The sequence below is a fragment of the Bacillus sp. FSL K6-1366 genome (genome assembly GCF_037976695.1).
Classification (GTDB): domain Bacteria; phylum Bacillota; class Bacilli; order Bacillales; family Bacillaceae; genus Bacillus; species Bacillus subtilis.
Genome location: NZ_CP150268.1, coordinates 2682284 through 2701501, shown reverse-complemented (window position 1 = coordinate 2701501; position 19218 = coordinate 2682284). Strand labels below are relative to the sequence as shown.

Below are 19218 nucleotides of genomic sequence, written 5' to 3'. Positions count from 1 at the left end.
CGTCTGGGGAAGTTTATGATCATAACGGACATTTTGGTCTTTTTGGTCTCAGGTTTATCCTTTTAACACGTAGCGGTTGACCGGCCGGCCGACTCCGCCGTATTGAACGTCCAATTTGATGATCCCGGTTTTTTCTAAGTAATCAAGATATCGTCTGGCTGTCACTCTGGCGATGCCGAGCGCCTTGGCGACCTCTTCAGCAGAAAGGGATGCGGTTTGCTGTTTCAAAAAAGCAGTGACTTCATTCATCGTGAAGTGATTCAACCCTTTCGGCAGATCCTGTACGGCCTGCTGCGGAATATTCAGGATCGCATCGAGCTGTTCCTGGGACAGCGTATCATTCGCTTCGATTTTTTGTTTATATTGCTTGTACTTTTCGAGCGCCTGTCTCATTCGCTCAAGCTTAAACGGCTTTAAGATATAGTCAATCGCCCCGTTTTGCAGCATGAGTGAGATCGTTTCCTTGTCTTTTGCAGCGGAGACGACAATGACATCCACTTCAAGCTTTTGCTTTCTGATCTCCTGCAAGGTCTTGATGCCGTCTTTTTTCGGCATGTACACATCGAGAATGACGAGATCCGGCTGTTCTTCTTTAATCAGCTTCATGCCTTCCTCTCCGTTTCCTGCCGTTGCACAGACAGTAACGCCTTTAACAGTTGTAATGAAATCCTTATTGACCTCTTGAACCATCGGATCGTCTTCAATGAGCAGAACCTTCCATTCTTTACGAGCCATGCTGTGCTTCCTCCCCCTTCATTGGAAAAACGATAGAAAAAGATGTCCCCTGCCCCGCATGTGAATCAACTTCTATCGTGCCCGATCCTTTGTCTATGATTTGTTTCACTAGATACAGGCCATAGCCTGTGCCGCCAGTTTTATTGACCGTAAAACCTTTGTCGTAAAGGCGAGGCATATGTGCCGGATCAATTCCGCAGCCGTTATCTTCTATTAAAATAGCAAGGATATCATCTGTTTGTTCGATACTAATGTCAATTCGTTTGTCTTCAGATTGAACGGTTTCAAATGAGCCGAAGGCATTTTCAATCAGATTCCCCAAAAGCACGACAATATCATGCTGATCAACATGCTCGGGAAATTGCTGAAGACTGCTGTTTTCATCTATATGAACAGCAATGCCGAGCTCTCTTCCCCTTCTGATTTTACTTAATAGAAGGCCTGCCGCAGCGTCATTTTGAATCGAGCGGTGCAGAAATTCAGTCACATTTTCCTGCTCAGTTGACGCCTGGAATGCAAGCTGCAAGGCTTTTTCAGATTTCCCCAGCTGGATGAGACCGGCGATCGTGTGCAGCTTATTCATATGCTCATGGTTTTGGACACGGAGCGCCTCCACAAAGTTTCTGACACCAGTCAATTCCTCTGCCATCTTGGCCGCTTCCGTTCTGTCCTGAAAAATCGCAACGGCGCCGATCACTTTTTTCTTCATGACGATCGGAATTCTGCTGCTCATGATGACTTTTCCGCTGACACGAATTTCTTCATTATAAACCGCTTTGTTCCGCTCCACGATTTCGGGCAGGCGCGAATCCTTGAGAACCTCCCAAATCACCTTGCCGATCAGATCCCCCTGCACTTCAAAGATCTGTTTCGCTTTTTCATTGAAGATCGTAATGACGAGCCGATTGTCAATAGCGATCACCCCTTCATTCATCGAGTGAAACGTCGCTGTCCGTTCTTCATACATTCGGACAATCTCATGGGGTTCAAGCTGAAACATTTGTTTTTTGATATGGCGGGCCAGCAAAAAGGAACCAGCAAGGCCGAAGCCGAGTGTCAGCACAACGATGAAGGCGATATCACGCTTTAAATGAAGCAGGATGTCAGCGATCCCCGGCAGCGTTTTTCCGACAAGCACCACGCCTATTTGGTTCAGGTCTTGATCCTTAACCGGATAAAAAGCGCGAACCGCCGTGCCGAGCTCGCCCTTTGCTTCAGAGAAATAAATGTGCTCCGCAAAAGCTGCCTCCTCGTCTGCACCTTCTGATTTCTTGCCAATGCTTGTGCTGACAGGATGCGTATATCGGATGTGATTCATATCCATGACGACAATATAGTCTGCTTCATTAATCATCCTGATTTCTTCAACCGCATGGCGAACAGCTTCTGTTTGTTTTTTTCGCGCCAAGGCTTCTTTCACTTCTGTCATCTCTGACACAGTCCGGGCCGTATTCATCAGCCGCTTTTTCAGCTCCCGCTCCTCTGTATGCTGAATGTTGCCGATGAGCACAATGCCGCCGATCAAAAAGGAGAAAATGACGAGTATATAGGATAAGATCGTGATTTTCCAACGGATTGAGAGCTTCTTTTTGTTCATCAGCTTCTCCTTTCAGGTCTTTACGAATGTCATTGCCCCCATTATCCTTAACATAGGGGAGGGCTTTTCATGAAGAGTTTGCTTGCATGTCTCGCACTGATGATCGCTGGAATTGCAACCGCTTTATTTATCGGATTCCATGATCATACCGGCAATAAAAAGATTGTTTATGATGACGACCAGGAAGGCCTGCAGGATCAAATCGTGTTTAAATTCAGCCACGTGGTTGCTGAAAATACGCCAAAAGGGCTGGCCGCCAATAAATTCGCTGATCTGGTGAACGAAAAATCAGGCGGGAAAATAAAAATAGAAGTATTTCCGAATGGAAGCCTGTACTCGGACATTGAAGAAATTGAAGCATTGCAAAACGGCGATGTTCAATTTATCGCCCCCTCCACATCGAAGCTCGGCATGCTCTCGCCTGAATGGGGAGTGCTGGATCTGCCGTATGCTTTTACAGATTACAACGCCGTCAAAAAAGGGCTGAACGGAAGCATCGGCACACAGCTGTTTGATTCTCTAAAGAAAAACCAATTAAAAGGACTGGCCTATTGGACGAACGGCTTTAAGCAAATCACAACAAATCAAGGGCCGGTCAAAACACCGGATGATTTAAAAGGGCAGGATCTGCGCATTATGCAAAGCGATGTGATTGAGGATCAGTTCAAGCTGCTTGGCGCAACACCTCATCAGGAATCCTTCAATTCTACCTTTCAGCTGTTAGAAAACAATGTAGTCGATGGCGAAGAAAATACAATTTCAAACATCTATTCTAAAAAATTTTATAATGTTCAGGACTATTTGACAATAAGCAGCCACGGTTACCTCGGCTACGCTGTCATGACTGATGAACACTTCTGGAAGGCGCAAACACCAGAAACAAGACGCATTTTGACTGAAGCGATGAAGGAGACGACGGAGTGGAATGAAACGTATGCCGAACAAATGAACAAGGAGCAGCTGGAAGAAATCAAAAAGAATTCTGCTATACATATTTATGAGCTGTCAGATAAAGAGAAAAAAGAATGGATGAAGCGTCTTGACCCTGTTTACCGGCAGTATGAGCCCATCTTTGGCCGGGAGCTGATCCGGGAACTGTTGGAGCTGCGAATAGATTCATAGTTCCTATCTCGATACGCTGTTTTTCGTTTATCTTTCTATCGATCGGAAATATAAAAAGAGATAAACGAAAAGGAGATGGGTACATGTTTAAGCACACAAAAATGCTGCAGCATCCTGCTAAACCAGATCGTCCAGATCCATTATTCGCTAAAAAAATGCAAGAAATTTTAGGCGGGCAATTCGGAGAAATTTCAGTTGCCATGCAGTACTTATTTCAAGGCTGGAACACAAGAGGAAATGAAAAATACAAGGACTTGCTGATGGATACGGCAACTGAGGAGCTCGGGCATGTTGAAATGATCGCAACGATGATTGCCAGACTTCTTGAGGATGCCCCTCTTGATCAGCAGGAAAAAGCTGCTGAAGATCCGGTCATCGGCTCCATCCTGGGCGGCATGAACCCTCACCATGCGATTGTATCAGGACTTGGCGCCATGCCGGAAAGCAGTACAGGCGTACCTTGGAGCGGCGGTTATATCGTAGCAAGCGGAAACCTGCTGGCAGACTTCCGCGCCAACCTGAATGCGGAATCTCAGGGCCGTCTGCAGGTCGCACGCCTGTTTGAAATGACGGATGACAAAGGCGTCAAAGATATGCTCAGCTTCCTGCTGGCGCGTGACACAATGCACCAGAACCAATGGCTTGCCGCCATTAAAGAATTAGAAGCACAGGAAGGTCCGGTTGTGCCGGGTACCTTCCCGAAAGCGCTCGAAAAACAAGAGTTCTCACATCAGCTTATCAATTTCTCTGAAGGCGAAGAAAGCGCCAAGCAAAACTGGCTGAATGAAAAAGCGCCGGACGGAGAAGCCTTTGAATATGTGAAAGAGGCAAAAACGTTTGGAGAAAAACCGGAGTTAAAACCAGCACCGCCTTATGTTCATAATACACTTCCGGGACGCGAGTAAAGAGACAAGCCCAAAACATGATGTTTTGGGCTTTGATTATGCCTTCAGAACCGTCCAGTTTGGTTCGTACCGGATATCAGGGTTATGTAACAGATCGTGAACGAACGGTTTATCCTCTTCGTACACCGTCACCTCTATCGAAAGAATTACAGCCTTCTGATCGTTTTCCTCGTATATGCTGTCATGTTCGTTCTCCATAAAATGATCATAGGCTGCTCTGTTTTCCCATACACTGATGATTTCTGCGGTGAGCGGCTCGTCTATCGTTTTTCGCCAGCCGCCGGCCTGTTTGATAAAGCCGCTTATATGCGATAATGCTCCCCACTGTGACTGCGCTTTTGCAAATGCTTCAGCGTTTGCAGCGTCTACTTCACATATCATCTTTTTGATTAGCATGGCTACTCCTCTATGATGACGGTTTTGGCTTGTTTATGCTCTACACAGAGATTTACCGTTCTGACGTAAGAGCGTGTGCGGTGAACCGTGCCTTTCGGGATCAGCAGGCTGTCATTTGCTTTGAGCACCGCGGTTTCTTTGTCCTTAAAATCGATCAGCAGCTCCCCTTCAAGAACGATAAACAATTCGTCTGAGTCAGGGTGATGGTGCCAGTCATATTCTCCCGTAAACACCGCAAGGCGCACGCAGTGGTCGTTGACCTCTGAGATTGAAAAATTGGCGTGCTTTTCTTTGACTTCATTTGCGATGGCGAGCAAGTTTTGCATCTTGGACATTAGCGAAAACCCCTTTTTCACTTATTGTATCGCACTAGTGGCATAAATTGAGAAGATTCCAAAAAAAAGCGATCCAGCTGATGTGCCGGATCGCTTTTTTATTTACAGGTTGTCTGCCTTTATGCTTTTGATTAGTCGTTGTTGCGGGCGTTTCCGCCTTTTGAGCCAATTTCTTGGTAGAATTCTTTATCATGATTTTTGCTTGTTGCCTCTCCGCCTTTTCGGCCGATTTCTTGATAGAATTCTTTGTCATGATTTTCGCTAGTGGCTTCTCCGCCTTTTTCACCGATTTCTTGATAGAACTCTTTGTCATGGTTCTTGCTAGTGGCTTCTCCGCCTTTTTCGCCGATTTCCTGATAGAATTCTTTGTCATGGTTTTTGCTGGTGGCTTCTCCGCCTTTTTGACCAATCTCTTGATAGAATTCTTTGTCATGGTTCTTGCTTGTTGTTTCTCCGCCTTTTCTACCTGCTTCTTCTCTGCTCATTTTGTTATTGTCTGCCATTTTGAATTCCTCCTTTAATTGGTGTTGGTTGTTGTATTCCCGCTCACAATTCTTTTAAACAAACAAAACACATTGGGTATGTTTCCACTAAAAAAAGCAGGCGGATCGCGGTGTCCGTCTGCTTTCTGCTATTCCATCTCTCGTTCTGTTTCTTTCAGTCGTTCAAGAATGCGCCTCTTTTTGTACAGCATCATGCCTGTCTCGGTAATGTCGTTTAATGTTGAGCGATTGGCAGCGGCGCCAAAAACCATTCCGGCAACCGGCACCATCTGGAAAAGTTTTTTCCAGCCAAACGTGTCTCGATAGCCCAAAACGACTTCTCGCCAGCCTTGGATTTGAGAAGCGACATTCTTATATGTACGGTCTTGATCGTAGTGTTTTAATTCCTGCAAAATCGATCTTTTGCCGACAACATCAGCCGACGTAAGCTGCAGGCATTTCACAATGAAGACTCGTTCTTTTTTCTCCTTTGGGTCATAGCCGTATGCGACTGCGATATCCTGTAATGTTTTTAGTGATAAGCCAAGCACTGCCGGAATGTCTGCCGCCAGCGTAAACACGCCGCCCACACCGGTTGTCGCGCCTTGAACGGTTGCTGCGTTTGTTCTGTTTTTGCCCATTCCTTCAGCAATTTCATCCATGACAGAAAGAGGCGCTTTCCGGATGTCCTCCAGCGATTCAAAGATCTCCTCCGGCAGTTTCTTTTGAAATATCCTGATAATCTGTTTTTCAGATGTCAGGTACTGTCCGCCTGTTTGAACAAAGCTGCCGACCTCATCCAAGAGCTTGCCGATCTTTTTCTGGATGAATTCCGGTGTCAGCTTGTCCAGCAGCTGAAACGGGAGACGGCTGAGCTTTTCCCAAAACCAGACTTTTTGCTGATCTTTTTCCCATTTCTCTATCTCTTTTAATTGCTGATGTAAGTCTTCTTTTCGTTCTGTTAGCACCCAATCCGCACTTCCCTTCCGTTTTTTCTACTATATAGTATACCTTCATTTTTTCGGATGCGTTTTTATTTTTCACCTGCGGGTACCATTTTTATAAAAGGAAAAGGAGTGATGGACATGCCTTGGTCGATGAAGGATTATCCTGCTTCATTAAAAAATCTTGAGAAGCCGGTGAGAAAAAAGGCGATAGACATTGCGAATGCGATGATTGATGAAGGCTATGAGGAAGGGCGCGCGATTCCAATTGCGACAAGCAAAGCGAAGGAATGGGCGGAAAACGCCTCTACAGATGAAATTGATGATTTCCTGACGCATGATGATGAGACAGAACGCGATGCTGATCCAAGCAGCGGCAGCGGCCCCGAGCTCATGAATAAAGCAGAGCATGTTATTAAGCATAAAAAAGGCTGGGCAGTCAAAGCCGAGGGCGCCAAACGTGTGTCTGAAATCAAGGATACAAAGAAAGAAGCGATTGAACGGGCAAAGGAAATCGCGGCGCATAAAGGCACTGAGGTCATTGTTCATTTAGCTGACGGCAGTGTGCAGAGAAAGATTAAAACAGGATCATAAAGGAATATGCTTTTAAGTGTTTCGAAATGATCAGGAGCGGTTATTGATTGGTAAATCATTTATGAGAGGTGATCATGATGCTTAGCTTTTTGGTTTCATTAGTTGTTGCTATTGTTATCGGATTAATTGGGAGCGCCATTGTAGGAAACCGGCTGCCGGGAGGAATTTTCGGCTCTATGATTGCCGGGTTGATCGGCGCTTGGATTGGGCACGGACTTCTTGGCACATGGGGACCGAGCCTCGCCGGCTTTGCTATTTTCCCGGCCATCATCGGGGCAGCCATCTTCGTATTCTTGCTGGGCCTTATATTCCGCGGGCTGCGGAAGGAAGCCTAGACTCATTAGATACAGAAGGCATCGTTTCGAACTGAAACGGTGTCTTTTTATATGGGACCTTATCCCGAATCCCTACATATCATGTTACATAACAGGGAAAAATTCAGAAGTGTATTTTGAACATTTTCGGTTGACAAGAAACCGGGATGGTCATATGATGTAGATAAAATAATTTGCCTTAAGGAAACTCTTTGTTGTACGGCAAAAACAAACAGAATTCAGGTGAGACATGATGAACAAGGACATCACAGCACAATCTCCCCGTTCCAAAGCCGTCCAAGATGCGCTTGACGGGAAAATCAGAGGATTCAGAGGGCTGCTCCCTTTTCTCGGCCCTGCATTTATAGCAGCCATTGCCTATATTGATCCCGGCAACTTCGCAACGAATATTTCGGCGGGTTCTAAATACGGATATATGCTCTTATGGGTGATCTTATTTTCTAATATCATGGCCCTTTTAATTCAATCCCTATCCGCCAAACTCGGTATTGCGACAGGCAAAAATCTGCCTGAGGTTGCCCGTGAAGAATTCCCGAAGCCTGTCTCGATCGGATTATGGATTCAGGGCGAGCTTGTCATTATCGCAACTGACCTGGCGGAATTTATCGGAGCGGCTCTGGGACTGTATTTGCTGTTCGGCATTCCGATGCTTGAAGCGTCTATTATTGCGGCGATCGGTTCTTTCGCGATATTGGAGCTTCAGCGCCGCGGTTATCGCTCACTTGAAGCCGGTATTGCCGGTATGCTGTTTGTGGTCGTGATCGCCTTTGCGTTGCAGACCTTTTTCGCAAAGCCTGATGCCGTGTCAGTGATGAAGGGCCTTTTTGTCCCGGCGTTTCATGGCACCGACAGTGTGCTTCTTGCAGCGGGTATTCTTGGCGCAACTGTTATGCCGCACGCCATTTATTTACACTCTGCCCTTACACAGCGGCGGGTGGTTGGCAAAACTGATGCAGAACGGAAAAAAATCTTTAGGTTTGAATTTATTGATATTTTAATAGCGATGCTGATTGCAGGGGCTATTAATGCAAGTATGCTGATCGTGGCTGCCGCATTATTCTTCAAAAACGGCCTGTTTGTTGAGGATCTCGACGTCGCATTTCAGCAATTCGGACATCTTGTCAGCCCTATGTCTGCGGCTTTATTCGGGATCGGGCTGCTCGTTGCCGGTCTATCCAGTTCGTCTGTCGGCACACTTTCAGGCGACGTGATTATGCAAGGATTTATCAACTACCGCATTCCGCTGTATGTACGGCGTTTTATCACGATCATTCCGCCGATCTTGATCATCGCGTCAGGTGTTAATCCGACGACCGCTCTCGTACTGAGCCAGGTCGTGCTGTCCTTCGGGATCGCCTTTGCCCTCATTCCGCTTATTATGTTTACAAGCAATAAACGGATCATGGGATCTCTGATCAACGCCAAATGGATCACAGTGGTGTCTTGGCTGATTGCTGTATTGATCGTTGCTTTGAATGTGTTTTTAATTGTAGATACGTTTCGATAAAAAAACCGGCTTCTAAAGCCGGTTTTTATTTTTTCGCAAAGCTCATTGATACCCTTTTTGACAGAAATTTGTTATGATAGAAGAAAAATCGGAGTTTTGATGATGTCAGTATTTATTCTGTTTTATTTGTGGATTGTTCCTATTGTTATCGGCATTTTATGTTCTGTTGCTGCCCATAGATCCAAGGGAAAAATGAGAGTCGCGCCCGGCATTGCCATGATCGTGCTCAGTATCATTTCCTTAATCACGGCGTTTACGGCCGGACACACAAATTTCCACGTGTTTATCGGCGGCATGTTTTTATTCGGCACCTTCTTGGTCGGTTCTGCTTTTCCTTTCTTCTTCGGGCTGAAGAAAAAAGAGAAATAAGCTTATAATGAGAAGAGTTCTGTAAGATTTGATAAGAATAAGCATGCAAGGACAAATGCATCTTGCTTTGAAACAAGATGCATTTGTCCTTTTGTCTGTTTCGAGTATGGCGAAATCAGTTCCTAATACATATACCGATCATTTTATGAATTCAAACATGCTGAAAATACATTTGTTTCCAACAAAAAACAAGGGCTCTTAGGGCCCCTGTTTTTTAAAATAACCGTTTCAAACTTTTCTTCAGTGACGGCATTTCAAATTTTTGGTTTTCGAAGAAGTTTTTCAGCATGTATTTGCTAAAGCCTTTCGCCTGCCCGTATGTGATTTTGCCAGGAAGCGGCGGTTCGTTTCCAATCATGACATCCACAACGACCGGTTGGTCAGAGTGCAGCGCCTCATGGAATGCCGGCGCAAGCTCTTCCGCTTTAGTCACTTTGATGCCCTTTGCTCCGCAGCTTTCTGCAAATGCGGCATAGTCGACATTTTGAAGTTTTGTGACATAGTCGATATTGCCTTTGACCTGCTGCTCGTACTCAATCATGCCAAGATTTTCGTTGTTTAAAATGACGACTGTGATCGGGAGCTTATATTTGACAGCGGTCGGAAGATCCTGCATGACCATGGAAAATCCCCCGTCACCACAGACGGCGATCGCCTGGCGTTCCGGTTCGGACAAGCTCGCTGCAATCGCTCCCGGCAGGCCGCAGCCCATTGTCGCAAGCCAGCTGGAAACGATGAAATCCTGATTCGCGTTCATTTTGAAATGACGCGCCATCCAGACTGTCACAGTGCCGACATCTACAGAGAGCACCGCATCATCGGCTGCCGCTTCCTGAAGACGGGCCACGACCTGCTGAGGTTTAAGCGGTGTTGTTGCCTCTGTCTCATCTTTTTCAATTTCGTTCCACCAATGCTGCATATGTTCTGTGCAGGCATTCAGGAATCTTCTGTCTTCCTTGCGTTCAATATACTCTGTCAATTCGCGCAAACCGAGAGCCGAATCACAGACAAGGCCCGCTGTCACCGGATACCGTTTTCCGATTTTTGCCGGGTCTGAATCGAGCTGTATCGCCGGCGTGTCATCAGGCAAATAATCACGGTACGGGAATGACGTTCCGAGCATGATTAATAAATCACATTCCTCCATTGCCTCGTAAGCCGGCTTTGTTCCGATCTGACCGAGGTTGCCGAGAAAATGCGGGTGCTTATCGGGAACAACACCCTTTGCCGGGAGTGTAACAACGATCGGAGCGGCGGCTTTGTCCGCAAATTCTAAGAGCTCCCGTTTCGCCTTTTTCATTCCCTGCCCTGCCAGGATAATCGGTTTCTTAGCGTTATTAATATATTGGGCGCAGGTGACGAGCTGTTCTTTTTTCGGTTCAAGGTTCCCTTCAATATACACCGGTGAAGTATACACAGGCTCCCGTTTGATTTTCTCCGCAAACAAATCATCTGACACGCTCAATACCGCAACGCCTTTTTTGCTGTAGGCGGTCCTGATCGCCTGATTTAAGAGATCTGGAAGTGATTCTGCGCTATGTACCTCTCTGTTGAACACAGCCACGTCCTCAAACATTTGCTCCAGCTTAATCTCCTGGAAATAGTCCCGTCCGACTTCGCCAGAAGAAACCTGTCCTGCAATCGCCAGCACAGGGGCGCCGTCCGCTTTTGCATCATATAAACCATTTAATAAGTGCACCGCTCCCGGCCCTGCGATTGACAGACAGACTCCGATCTTGCCGGTGAGTTTTGCTTCAGCTGCGGCTGCCAGTGCCGCTACCTCTTCGTGGCGGGTTTGAATGAACTTCAGTTGATTTCTTTCGTGTCTTAATTCTTCAATAAACTCATTTATACTGTCTCCGGGGATGCCGTATACATGATCAACTCCCCATTGCTCAAGCAGCTCTGTCATTACTTGTCCTGCAGTTTTATGTGCCATAACGTATCCTCCTTTTTCCTTTTTTCAATACCACAGGAGAAAGGCTTTAAAACCCGGAGACCTGAATCACTTGCCCAGTCTTCTTTTCAACAGGTCGATCGCCGCGAGCAACCCTCTATCCTTGACGGTGACATTTACATCTTGAGCGCCCTTCTTGAAATCATTGATCTGCCTTTTTCGGTTCGGCACCATAAAAAGCGGCAAACGCTCCGGGGAAACCCACTTTAATCCCGCTGTCTCTGTGCCGTCAGCCACTGCTTGTCCGCCTGTTATGCTTCCGAAAAACACATGCTGTTCATCTTGAAACTTTGGCCTTTGGTAAACACCTATTTTCGCAGAAAGCGCTGCATTGTATCCCGTTTCTTCCAATACCTCCCGCACTGCCGATTCCTCAGCCGATTCCCCGGGATCAACCCTGCCGCCCGGCAAATCCCATAGAGGGACATCTTTTCGTTTCACCAGCAGAATTTGCTGACTTTCGTTCAATACGATCACAAAAGCACCTTGTGTATACACCGCCATACCTCCTTTTCCCGCAAAAAAGGACCAAGGTGATTCCCTTGGTCCTAGAGCTTTACTTTTTAAAATGATACGGCAGTGTGGCAACCATTATGTCCTTTTTCCAGAACAGCCGGACTCTGAGGAGGAAGGCCGATTGGTTGTGAAGGATGGTGTGCCAGCGTTTTTTCGTTATAAATTGCGGAAACAGCACCATAACGGAAAACTGCTCCTTCTTCGCTTTTGCCTCAACTGTTTCCAAAAACTTATCAAACGGATGGACAAGGCTTCTGTACGAGGAGTGAAGCGTAACGAGACGCACTCCGTTATTAAGCTCTTCCCAGCGTTTTTCGAATTTCTTTTCCTGTTCTCTGTCAAATGACACGTGAACGGCGATCACTTGATCGGACAGTGATTTCGCATAGTGAATCGATTTTTGCACGACGGTGGTGACACCGGCCACAGGCACAATCACAACGGTGCCTTTGATTTCTTCCGGCTCTTTGTCTACGATGCGAAGCTGTTCACCAACCGCAGTATAGTGATTTTTAATCGCAAAAAACAGCAAAACAACGATAGGCATAAAGATTAACACAGGCCATACGACATTAAACTTCGTCACAAACAGAATGGATAGAACCATAAACGAAATCAGAGCGCCGCAGGAGTTGATCAGCATTTTTCCGATCCAGCCTTTTGGTTTTTGCTTGATCCATTTCATGCACATGCCGGTTTGTGAAAGCGTAAATGGAATAAATACGCCCACGGCATATAACGGGATTAAGTGCTCCGTCTGTCCTCCGAATAAGATAATGAGAACAATGGAGGCAAAGCCTAAAAAGATAATCCCATTTGAGAAGCCTAAGCGGTCGCCCCTGACTGTAAACATTCGGGGCATATACTGGTCTCTCGCCAGGTTGAAGGCAAGCTGCGGGAAGGCTGAAAATCCTGTATTTGCCGCAAGGACCAAAATAAGCGATGTGACACCTTGGATGACATAGTAGAACACATTCCGCCCAAAGGTTTCGGACGCAATTTGTGAAACCACTGTTTCATCAGGTTTCGGCGCCGTACCATACCCGTACGCGAGAACCGTGATGCCGGAAAACAGAATCGCCAGCAAAATCCCCATCATCGCAAGCGTTCTCGCCGCGTTTCGCGCAGGCGGGTTTTTGAATGCAGGAATCGCATTAGAAATGGCCTCAACCCCGGTCAACGCTGAGCATCCGGAGGAAAAAGCCTTAAGCAGCAAAAACAGCGTAATGCCGGCTACAGGTGTGCCCAGCGGTGTATGATGGGCTGGCTGGTCTATTTGTCCTGTCATGAGTTTAAACAACCCGACTGCAATGAGAACCAAAAGCGCCACCACAAACAGATAAACCGGGTAGGCAAGAATGGATGCCGATTCCGAAAGACCGCGCAGGTTCAAAATCATAATCACTAACACGAGAAAAATAGCGATCGGCACATGATAATCATGCAATGCAGGAAAGGCTGACGTGATGGCGTCCGTGCCTGCGGAAATACTTACCGCTACTGTTAAAATATAATCAACAAGCAATGAACCGCCCGCAATCAATCCCGGTTTTTCACCGAGATTTTCTTTAGAAACGACATACGCCCCGCCGCCCTGCGGATAAGCGTAAATAATTTGCCTGTATGAAAGAATCAGTGCGAGCAGTAATATGAGAACGCCCACCGCAATCGGAATGGAGTACCAAAATGCGGCAGCACTGATTGTTGCCAAAATGATTAGAATTTGTTCTGTCCCATATGCGACAGATGACAGCGCATCTGAGGAAAGCATAGCCAAGGCTTTTAATTTCGTCAGTTTTTGCTCTCCAGCTGCTTGGGATTTTAGTGGTTTCCCAATCAAAAAACGTTTGATTGAATGATACATCGATGTCTTCCCCTTTTAATTTCTCATTTTTCAATTAAAACAATAAAACATCAGTGTCTTGCTCTCACATGTTGATGATAGTCCTTTCTGCTATGATGTCTCTGTATGCGATTTGCATTCAAAAATGAACAACAAAAAACACAGAGGCAAACGGATGCCCCTGTGCCATAACATCGAACACAGGTTTCATTCATCTCCTCTCACGAACGCTTACGAGGTTAGCTGACGGATTCGGGCATATGAGAGTTAGCCCTACCTAAAAAGGATTCACCCCAACGGCAAAAAGCCGTTCTATTGGGTCCCCCGCTCTGATTTCAGATTAAGCGATTTGTTTTCTAAAAGAGATCATACTCCCGTTCCCGCACGTTGTAAAGAGGCTTATTGGCTGAGAGAAAAAAATAAAATGACAGGTTCCACAAATGGAATTTACTTACCAAAAATAAATAAAACAGAGGCTAAAATCGCCTCTGTTTTATTCTGTATCTGTCTTTCTTTTTCTGCGTCTTACGGCAATCCAAATGAACACTGCCGCAATCACCATAATGAGTGCCAGCACACCAATATACATCCATTTTTGGCTATGATCCTGTGTTGGTTGTTCAGCATCGGAACTGTTTGTTTCCGATTTGAGCTGCTGGTGGTTTGTAAACACCTGCTGGCTATTTGTTTCATTAAGGACGGTTGCCGACTCATCGTTGCTGTTCAGATAACTGATGATCTCTTTTGTGACAGCCGTGCCATCTCCTTTTGACGGTGCAAAGACAGCCATTGTATAGCGTGAATCCCAAACCGATGCTTGGGTAAATACCACTTGTTTTGTCGTCTCATTCAGCATCTCGAAACTAGATACATCAAACGAGCCGTTCTTTTCCTGCGGCACAAGCAGATCTGATGATTTCTCCTTCAGAAGAGAAAATTGATTGATCCCCCCTATGAAAATGAGGTTTCGTCCTTTCGCATCCTTTGCTGTAACGTCAGATGATTTCTTTACCGTATATGAATGCTGTGCTTCGCTGCCAAAGGATTCCGTTACGAGAGAAAGCTCCTCTAGCTTCGATTGGCTTACGGTGTCAGGAAGCACGATTAACGTTGTTTGATCCTGGTTTCCGGCGTAAGGCAGCGGCCACTCTTGAAAATCCGCTGAAGGAGACATGCCTTTGATGGCGTATGATAATGTACTGTTTTTATCGATAAAAACCCACTTTTCCTCATCAGTGGTGTTGCAAGGGTTGTTTTCCTTTAAACCGGTCGTGACGAACTGAATATCAATGTAGCGGTTTTTTTGCAGCAGCTTAGGGTCCACTTTCACTGTGACATGATAGAATCCGTTTTTATCTTCTTTTCCTAATTCATCAAGCCGGACCGAGTGCGGCTGGCCGTTGATCATCACTTTCAGTTCTGCAGCCTGAGAGGCTGACTCATTTTCAGCCGCTGAGGCTTGAATCGTTTCAGACTTTTTCAGTTTAAGCGACAGCTTCGCCGATTGGTTTTCATCTAAAACAGCCGAAGCCGGATAAAAATAATGTGCTGAAGATGTTTTGTCAGCTCCAATTGTGATATCACCCGCTCCAAAATTCTCAAGGGTCAGCTTATTGCTTTCTTTTTTTTCAGTCTGCTGAAGCTTGCTGATTGAAAGTGTATCGCCGCTGAGCTGGCCTGTATATGTCTGATCTGTCATCACGCTGATTTTTTTAGTGAGCGCGTCCTCGGACGCAGCTTGCGCAAACAGAACCGGCTGCTGCTTGCCCTCTGCTTTCAGCACCCGCTCCGCAAGCAGAAGGTTTTCTCCTTTTGCCTGTAGCCCAGCTTGTTTCAACAGTTTTTTCACTTTGCCGTTCCAATGCTTGTCCACGCCGATAACAATCGTCGGCTTATCGATTTTTTTCAGTTCAGATTCCGTGACATACGCAATACTGACACTGCTGTCCACCGTTTTCAAAAAGCCTTCTGTTTTAACAGCAGCTTCTATTTCTGCTGAACTTGGATGATCCGGAATGATGATAGCTGTTTCTTCCGCTGTATTTCCAGATTGGGCGAAAGGATACGGATAATGGTCCAGCGACGTTCCCTTCGCTTCACTGCTGTCAGCAAGTGTCAGCCGGCTGTCCGGATAAATTTTGATCCAGTTGCCTGATGTATCCTGTCTGACGCACACGCCCTCTTTCATTACGCCGTAGAATTTCAACGATACGTTGTGATAGCCTTGCGCAGACTGGCTTTTATTCAGATTCAGCTTCACTGTTTTCCGTTTGGAATCACGATCAAGCTTTAGCGTCTTGACCGGTTCATCATCAATGACAGCCGTTAACGATGATGGAGAAATTAAAAGATTTGATGCCTCGTATTCGATTACCAATTGCTGATTGCCCGAAGAAGCGCCTGCCGGGATCTGATACGTCAGCTCTGCGCTGTCTTTTGATCCATACAGTGTAATCAGCTCGCTTGTCAGCACCTGCTGTTTGGCTTGTTCTTGGCTGCTTTTCCCGAGGAGCGAACCGCTGACCTGTACGTCTTTGGCAAGAGCCGTTTGTCCAGTCATCACCAGCAGCATGAAGCTTGTGAGAAAAATCATTATTTGTTTCAAAAAGGTCACCCGCTTTTATGTTGATTGTATCGTTCTGTCTTGTACCATTTGACCTCTTGCTTGAATAAACGGTGCTTGATTTCTACGAATAAAGAGTAGATAACAAGCACAATCCATGCCTGCGAGTATGTGAAGTACATGAGAAATACGATAAAAAAGTTTTGCTTGTTCATTTCTGTTTTTTCAATGCTCAACGTAATCATGACCTCTGTCATAAATAAGAAAAACGCCAAAATCCAGAGAATCATTGCCAAAAATCCAACAGACAAATGCAAATCATAAAACAAATTCACTACAAAAATCGCATTTGACATGATCACGCCAAAGAAAAACAGAAAGTACGTAAAGAAAAAATAAAACAAATCAAAGATAATCCGTTTTCGTTTCAGCTTAAAAAACTGCGCCAAAAATTTGAGCACGACATATTGATTGCCGCGCGCCCATCGGGTGCGCTGGCGCCACCATACCTTCCATGTTTCCGGTTCCTGCTCCCACGTGATGGCGGCAGGGAAAAAGCGGATGTGATAGCCGAGATTATACACCCGGATGGTCAGCTCAGTGTCCTCAGCGAGCGCTTTGTCATCCCAGCCTCCGAGCTTTTCGATAATGCTTCTGCGGATCGCGAAGTTGGTGCCTGGGATCGTGGCGATTTTGAACCACTTCCATCTGCCTCCCTGGGCCATCCACTGAAAACAGATCGTTTCGATATTAATAAACCTCGTCAGCAGCGTCTTCGCTGCATTGATGACGCGGAATTTCCCTACCACGGCGCCTGCCTTTTCGTCATTCATCAGGCCGAGCACGAGGTAATACACGGCCATTTTCTCAGGCGTGTTGTCGGCGTCATACACACAGATCACATCGCCGTTCGATTCGGCAAAACCCGAGTTAAGTGCAGAGGATTTTCCTTTTCCAGAATTTGGCGGCTTCGTAATCACCATTTTGATGAAATCGTATTTCTCGGAAAATTCATTGACGATATCACCCGTCCGGTCTGATGAATTATCATTAACGACGATAATCTCCAGCCGGTCCTTCGGATAATAAAGGTTGACCATCGCCTTCAGCGTCTGCCGAATCACAACCTCTTCGTTATGCGCCGGGATGAGGACGCTGACCTTCGGCAGTTCCTTCATGTTTTCTCTCCACTTCGGGATATTCCGTTCGAAGGTCATATAGTGGCGAAACCCGCCCTGCATGAGGAACATGTGGTAGAGAAGCATAACCCATATTAAACTTAGCGAGATAAAGAACAGCGTATTACCCAAGGCTTCTTCTCTCCTTAAAAATTCGTTTTTTCAATGTGGCTCTCAAGTAAAACGTATAACTGACAAACATGATGACAAATAAGAGCACAACAGCGGAGAGAATCCATAACGCCTTTTCAAGAGGGGTTTGCCGGTGATGATCGAAAAACTCGTCAATGGCGCTTACGCCGTTTTTCACCTGAATCGTTCCGTCACCGCTTGTATGAATTTCCACTTTATCTGTTTTGACGGTTTGTTTCGTTTTCTTTAAATCAAGCCATTCACTGTCTGGAATGCGTTCCATCTGATCAACCAGCTCCGGCAGATATTTCATCCCAAGGTACGGGTGATAAAATCCTCCGGCTACTCCGCCTTCAAAATCAATCATCTGGGAGATGTGCTCCTCCATCTCACCGATCGGGTTTTGCTTTGATGTGTCGACAAAGCCGATCGTTTCCGGATAAAGCGTCATTCCGTGCAGCATCGAAGGAGCAGTCACAAACGGAGGTGCACCGGATGTTTTCCATGTTGTGCTGCTGAGCTGGACCTGGCCGAAAATGCTTGTAAAATACTGCGAGGCGATTTGATAGCCATATTCGGACATCGTGTAATGCGGCGCTTCAAACGCCAGCGGGTAAAGACCCGATGATGTCAAATCCTCAATGGCACGCGTCAGTTTTTGTTTTGTATACGTTTCTTCCTTTTCCCGAAATGGTTCGAGATAGCTGTGATAGGCTTGTTCGTTCGGGAAGTCCTGTTCTTTCTCCAAAATGGACGGGGGGTCTTCGGCATTTCCGGATGTAATCGGCTGATCCGCCTTTGCATCCCAAAATTCAAAGCCCTCTCCTGTTTCACTGTAGCGATAAGCGTGAGTATAGCCGTGAACAATGATACTGCCGCCCATGCTTTGCAGCTTCTTCAGCACCTTGACCATCTTCGGTTGATCAGACAAATACACTTTGTCGCCTGTTTCCGGATTCAAGTAAACCGGAATGACCGCCAGGATAAAAGGAATATGCCGCTTATGCAGGTATGTACCGGCTTGAAGCAGCAATTTTTCATCAGACATCGGGCTGATATCCTCGAGACGCAAATACAATAACGTCGTCCCCGCCTTCTCTCCGAAAGCTTCTCTGAGCTGTTTCGCCACGATCAAATTGTCATTTAACAAATTTGTTAATCCAATGTACACATTCCCTTTTTTTGTTTTCCATATAAAAGAATGTATTGTGCCGTCATCGGCTTTGAAGGTGTAAAGCGCCGTTCCTTTCAGGCCTGATACACTCAGCACGTTAAGCCCGCTTTCCAGAGACACATCGGCCTTTTCCGACCTGCTGTGAACCTGAAACACATTTTCTTTGCGGGCTAATGAAAGCCCGGAAAATTGGTTGATCTGGCCTGCGTTATAGCCAATGGCGACAACCGGTTTTTTTACGCCGCTGATAAGAGACAGCAATTTTTTGCTGAGCTTTCTTTTCGTTTGGCCGAAATAAATCACATGGTCTTTCCCTTTGAAATCCGATGCTTCAACGTCTGAATCTTTTTTGACTGTCACATGGGATGTAAAGTGGCCCGCAAGCAAATCGAGCATTTTGACTTGTGACGACTCTTTGCCGTCCAAGGTTGAGTAGATGATGAGAATGCCGGCATCTTGATCTTTCGCTTGCGCAGAAACGGGAAAAGACGCAATAGCTAAAAATAGAAGCATCATGACGCATAGCAATGTGAT

Annotated in this window: 18 protein-coding genes, 1 pseudogene and 1 riboswitch; of the genes and pseudogenes, 7 read left to right on the top strand and 12 right to left on the bottom strand. The window is 46.0% G+C overall.

All coding sequences use genetic code 11. The features are described 5' to 3' along the window. Positions 1-54: 54 nt before the first annotated feature. The gene (dctR, locus tag MHI44_RS14110; protein WP_014478888.1) at positions 55-735 is read right to left on the bottom strand and encodes a two-component system response regulator DctR; all 681 of its coding nucleotides are present in this window, start codon (positions 733-735) and stop codon (positions 55-57) included. Continuing rightward, on the bottom strand, positions 725-2332 hold the full coding sequence (dctS, locus tag MHI44_RS14105; protein WP_076458442.1) for a two-component system sensor histidine kinase DctS: 1608 nt from the start codon (positions 2330-2332) through the stop codon (positions 725-727). Before dctS ends, dctR begins: the two co-directional genes overlap by 11 nt. 69 nt (positions 2333-2401) lie before the next feature. Between dctS and dctB the strand changes: the two genes are divergently transcribed. Both dctB and MHI44_RS14095 read left to right on the top strand, forming a co-directional pair. Beyond that, positions 2402-3454 (top strand): C4-dicarboxylate TRAP transporter substrate-binding protein DctB, encoded by a 1053-nt coding sequence (gene dctB / locus MHI44_RS14100; RefSeq protein ID WP_038428380.1) that lies wholly within the window; start codon positions 2402-2404, stop codon positions 3452-3454. 83 nt (positions 3455-3537) lie between these two features. Continuing rightward, entirely contained in the window at positions 3538-4359 is an 822-nt protein-coding gene (locus MHI44_RS14095; protein ID WP_024572055.1) for a manganese catalase family protein, read from the top strand. A 36-nt stretch (positions 4360-4395) separates the two neighbouring features. On the opposite strand, the gene MHI44_RS14090 is transcribed toward MHI44_RS14095, so the two are convergent. The 4 genes from MHI44_RS14090 to MHI44_RS14075 form a co-directional block, all read right to left on the bottom strand. Next, on the bottom strand, positions 4396-4755 hold the full coding sequence (locus tag MHI44_RS14090; protein WP_327845325.1) for a YdbC family protein: 360 nt from the start codon (positions 4753-4755) through the stop codon (positions 4396-4398). Positions 4756-4757: 2 nt separating this feature from the next. Beyond that, entirely contained in the window at positions 4758-5090 is a 333-nt protein-coding gene (locus MHI44_RS14085; RefSeq protein WP_163131609.1) for a cupin domain-containing protein, read from the bottom strand. Positions 5091-5221: 131 nt separating this feature from the next. After that, positions 5222-5593, bottom strand: coding sequence for a glucose starvation-inducible protein GsiB (gene gsiB, locus MHI44_RS14080; protein ID WP_003246542.1), 372 nt, complete (start codon positions 5591-5593; stop codon positions 5222-5224). Positions 5594-5721: 128 nt separating this feature from the next. Further along, complete coding sequence (locus MHI44_RS14075; RefSeq protein WP_043858099.1) at positions 5722-6540, bottom strand: EcsC family protein; 819 nt, start codon at positions 6538-6540, stop codon at positions 5722-5724. Between the two features lie 117 nt (positions 6541-6657). On the opposite strand from MHI44_RS14075, the gene MHI44_RS14070 reads away from it, so the two are divergent. The 5 genes and pseudogenes from MHI44_RS14070 to MHI44_RS14050 all read left to right on the top strand — a co-directional run bounded on the left by MHI44_RS14070 (position 6658) and on the right by MHI44_RS14050 (position 9539). Beyond that, entirely contained in the window at positions 6658-7110 is a 453-nt protein-coding gene (locus MHI44_RS14070; protein ID WP_003246574.1) for a DUF2188 domain-containing protein, read from the top strand. A 77-nt stretch (positions 7111-7187) separates the two neighbouring features. Next, positions 7188-7445, top strand: a complete 258-nt coding sequence (locus MHI44_RS14065; protein ID WP_003246519.1) for a GlsB/YeaQ/YmgE family stress response membrane protein — start codon at positions 7188-7190, stop codon at positions 7443-7445. Between the two features lie 229 nt (positions 7446-7674). Beyond that, a complete protein-coding gene (locus MHI44_RS14060; RefSeq protein ID WP_003234364.1) occupies positions 7675-8952 on the top strand; it encodes an Nramp family divalent metal transporter in 1278 nt (425 codons plus the stop codon). Positions 8953-9054: 102 nt separating this feature from the next. Further along, positions 9055-9321, top strand: a complete 267-nt coding sequence (locus MHI44_RS14055) for a hypothetical protein (protein ID WP_021481716.1) — start codon at positions 9055-9057, stop codon at positions 9319-9321. A gap of 28 nt (positions 9322-9349) precedes the next feature. Continuing rightward, positions 9350-9539, top strand: a pseudogene (locus MHI44_RS14050) (hypothetical protein). Here the strand turns inward: MHI44_RS14050 and MHI44_RS14045 are convergent. The 6 genes from MHI44_RS14045 to MHI44_RS14020 form a co-directional block, all read right to left on the bottom strand. Next, a complete protein-coding gene (locus tag MHI44_RS14045; RefSeq protein WP_021481718.1) occupies positions 9536-11260 on the bottom strand; it encodes a pyruvate oxidase in 1725 nt (574 codons plus the stop codon). The pseudogene MHI44_RS14050 and the gene MHI44_RS14045 overlap by 4 nt on opposite strands. A 66-nt stretch (positions 11261-11326) precedes the next feature. Continuing rightward, a complete protein-coding gene (gene mutT / locus MHI44_RS14040) occupies positions 11327-11776 on the bottom strand; it encodes an 8-oxo-dGTP diphosphatase MutT (RefSeq protein WP_339202180.1) in 450 nt (149 codons plus the stop codon). Between the two features lie 58 nt (positions 11777-11834). Further along, on the bottom strand, positions 11835-13658 hold the full coding sequence (kimA, locus tag MHI44_RS14035; RefSeq protein WP_003234374.1) for a potassium transporter KimA: 1824 nt from the start codon (positions 13656-13658) through the stop codon (positions 11835-11837). Positions 13659-13850: 192 nt separating this feature from the next. Next, a riboswitch (cyclic di-AMP (ydaO/yuaA leader) is annotated at positions 13851-13994 on the bottom strand. 136 nt (positions 13995-14130) lie between these two features. After that, on the bottom strand, positions 14131-16242 hold the full coding sequence (locus tag MHI44_RS14030; protein WP_339202177.1) for a cellulose biosynthesis cyclic di-GMP-binding regulatory protein BcsB: 2112 nt from the start codon (positions 16240-16242) through the stop codon (positions 14131-14133). Positions 16243-16247: 5 nt separating this feature from the next. Next, positions 16248-17510, bottom strand: coding sequence for a glycosyltransferase family 2 protein (locus MHI44_RS14025; RefSeq protein ID WP_080528937.1), 1263 nt, complete (start codon positions 17508-17510; stop codon positions 16248-16250). Further along, positions 17503-19212, bottom strand: a complete 1710-nt coding sequence (locus tag MHI44_RS14020; RefSeq protein WP_101172167.1) for a DUF2334 domain-containing protein — start codon at positions 19210-19212, stop codon at positions 17503-17505. Before MHI44_RS14020 ends, MHI44_RS14025 begins: the two co-directional genes overlap by 8 nt. Between the last annotated feature and the right edge of the window lie 6 nt (positions 19213-19218).